This window comes from Rubritalea sp., from assembly GCF_039830215.1.
Taxonomy (GTDB): domain Bacteria; phylum Verrucomicrobiota; class Verrucomicrobiia; order Verrucomicrobiales; family Akkermansiaceae; genus Rubritalea.
This window is the reverse complement of record NZ_JBDOPO010000121.1, coordinates 1-3,194: the sequence shown is the minus strand read 5'-3', so window position 1 is coordinate 3,194 and position 3,194 is coordinate 1. Positions and strand designations below refer to the sequence as shown.

Genomic DNA, 3,194 nt, shown 5'->3' with positions numbered 1-3,194 from the left:
AAATTCAAGGAGCAGGTTAAAACTCAAGTCAGGAGTTTGGCTAAGAGGCAGACGAGGATTCAGAAATACTTCAACTCATCAAAAATATCCTATGCTGCCTAATTTTCCGCCCCATTCATAAGTTAAAAGATTGATGTGAATCTGATATTTGTTGGCTATCTCATGGAACGGCAGCAGCATAGGCAGCGTCCCGATAGCAACGTTGCTGTCAAATCTTGCTCTACATGTACGTCTTCTTTTCATTGGTTACTTTATCGTATTTTGACTTAGTAACCTGTTCAATTTTTCAAGACCAGCTCATCAGCGAGTCAGATTCACCCAACACAAAACAACCTTTGATCCGAAAAGAAATGTGCAAGTGAAGGAACTTTAAGAGAACAAATCTAAAGCTATGGATCCAATTAGGTTTGCTAGACCATAGAAATTTGCATACTCATGCAGATAAATGAATGAGGAACTTGCAGACTGGATAGTCAAGGATAAGGCGCATTGCTGGCACCCTTTTACCGCCCAAGATGCATGGACTAAACCTGAGCACGAACCCGTGATGCTTGTCTCTGGCGATGGTGTCTGGCTCACTGACGCAAACGGCAATCGTTATATCGATGGGAATTCCTCGATCTGGACCAATATCCACGGCCACGCGCACCCGCAGCTCAATGCCGCTCTGTCTGCTCAGCTCGGCAATGTGGCTCATACTTCGTTTCTAGGTTATTCGCACCCTTTGGCTGCCGAGTTGGCTGCTAGGTTAGCTGACTTCTTCTCAGGCAGCACGCTGTCACGCACCTTCTTTTCTGATGACGGTTCCACAGCTATTGAGTGTGCACTAAAAATGGCTCTGCAGTATAGAATGCAGACTAACCAGCCAGAGCGCTGTGAGTTCGTGGCCTTTATCAATTGTTACCACGGTGACACAATGGGCGCAGCATCTCTCGGGGGAGTTGAAGCCTTTTTCTCCCGCTTTCGGAAATTTGGCATGACTGTCCGCTTCGTTCGCGACATCGACGAACTACGAGCTTTAGAGCATCTTGATAGAGTGGCTGGAGTTGTGATAGAGCCATTAGTTCAAGGAGTGAATCAAATGCTCGTCTGGCCACAGGGCATGCTTTCCGAACTCAGTGAGTTCACCCAAGAGCAGGGGATTCATCTGATCTTAGACGAAGTCATGACCGGATTTGGCCGCACCGGCACCATGTTTGCCTGCCAGCAGGAGCAAGTCGTGCCGGATTTTCTCTGCTTAGCCAAAGGCCTCACTGCTGGCTATCTGCCGATGGCCGCTACCATGGTACGTGAAGAAATTTATGATGGATTCAGCGGGGGACGTGAAAATGCTTTTTACTACGGCCATAGCTACACCGCGAATCCTCTAGGTTGTGCCGCTGCAATCGCTTCTTTAGACCTATTCTCCAGTGATAAGGTCCTCGAGCAACTCCCATTGAAAATTGAGTGCCTAAAGCAATCCCTCCAGCAGCTAGAGTACTCACAGCCAGAAGTGTGGCAAACCCGCCAATGCGGGATGGTCTCAGGTATAGAATTACGCCAAAGCGATGGATCACCGTATGCAAAAGACCTACGGATCGGAGAAAAAGTCTGCCTAGCCGCACGCAAATTTGGCCTGCTCACACGCCCAGTGCTCGATACTATCGTCTTTTTACCCCCTCTCAGCATTACCATAGAAGAAATTGAACTTTCCTTTGCTGCTATTGCTCAAGGGATTACTCAAGTTTTCTCAGATGTGCGTAAAAACATTGCCATTGAGTAGTTGACAGGAGGGGCTCGTAGAGTTATCAAATCCCCGCACTGAAGGTTCTCCTTCAGCGTATCTATACTGATGGCGGAGTGGCCAAGTGGTCTAAGGCGCGGGTTTGCAAAATCTGTATTCGCGGGTTCGAATCCCGCCTCCGCCTCCAGTATATTTACCTAATAATTATAGCCTCAGTCCTTATATCCAATGGGTCGAGGCTTTTTTTATTCGTGTTTAATAAGGCAAATTAATTACGTAAATGTTGTGAAATGCACCCAAAAGCACTGTTTTTTTTAGTAAATTTTTATGAGCTTCCCCACGAATTTCGTACAGGGAGTATCTTGATTATTGCTTAGGTTAGTTAGGCTGCTTTTTCAAGGTTGGAATGTAGCTAGGAACTGCATTGGGGATAGGTTGCCTAACGAGCTGTGCTTAGGCTGAGTATTGTAGTACCCTTCAATGTGCTCAAACAAGGCGAGTCGAGCTTCTCTGCTGCTTTCGAAATAGCCGCAGTCTAGCATGAGCTTGCGCTGTTTGAGCTAAAGAAGCTTTCACAGCTGGCACTATCGTAGCAATTGCCTTGTGCTGACATCGACTGCTCCATCCCAAGTACGGCCAGCTGGTCTTTGAGCGCTTGACTTGTGTACTGGATGCCTCTGTCCGAGTGAAAAGTCGTCTGGGTGGTGTCTAGCATCCAATCTGAAACTCCTAGCTCTAAGCTCCTGGTTACGATTTCTGCAGGCATTGCTGAGCCGGTCTGATGGCCGATAATCGTTCGTGAGAAGAGATCCATAACAACTGCTAGATATAGCCAGCCTTCCTTGGTTCTAATGTAGGTTATATCAGAGACCAAAACTTGTTGCTCACTGGCTTTCTAGCTTGTTAGGGCTGTATTTCGCAGCGTGATCAACCTTGGTTGTTTTAGCCTTAAATGGCATTGCTCTTCGTGCTTCTATCCCAAGCTCACGCATCAGACTGGCAACGGCGTTTTCACAGCACTGAAAGCCTCTGTCATTGAGTTAGGATCTCATTCTAGGCGAGCCATAAACACGTAGTTTTTTATCGTTGTGAATGGCTTTGATTTCGGCTGTTAGCCTAATTTTCTGGATTCGCGCTTGGGTCATCGGCTCGCTATTGAAGTGCTGATAGCCAGAGCGTGACACACCAAAATTGGAGCAAAGTACTGACTCGGAATAGCTTGGGTTTTGTGTCCTCAAATCATTGATTAGCAGATGCCGTCCTGAGGGTCGTTTCCCAATATGAGCGCAGCCTTTTTGAAGATCTCTTCCCGTCTATGCGACTTCGCCAGTTCTTAACGCAGCCTGCGTACCTCGTCGGCTAGCTCGGCGGTCGAAGGCTCTGTGGCTGCTCCACTCCCGCTCTCGCCTACGGCTCGATCGTCCGTTGCGCAGCCCCAGCGCTTCTTTTTCCATGCATAGAAAAGGCTTGG

1 protein-coding gene and 1 tRNA gene are annotated in these 3,194 nt (G+C 47.7%); both read left to right on the top strand.

The features are described 5' to 3' along the window. Positions 1-445: 445 nt before the first annotated feature. Positions 446-1,762 carry an adenosylmethionine--8-amino-7-oxononanoate transaminase gene (gene bioA, locus ABGY95_RS04060; protein WP_347440427.1) on the top strand — a complete coding sequence of 439 codons (1,317 nt, stop codon included), beginning with the start codon at positions 446-448 and terminating at the stop codon, positions 1,760-1,762. A gap of 71 nt (positions 1,763-1,833) precedes the next feature. Continuing rightward, positions 1,834-1,910 (top strand) — tRNA-Cys (locus tag ABGY95_RS04055). The last annotated feature ends 1,284 nt before the right edge of the window (positions 1,911-3,194 follow it).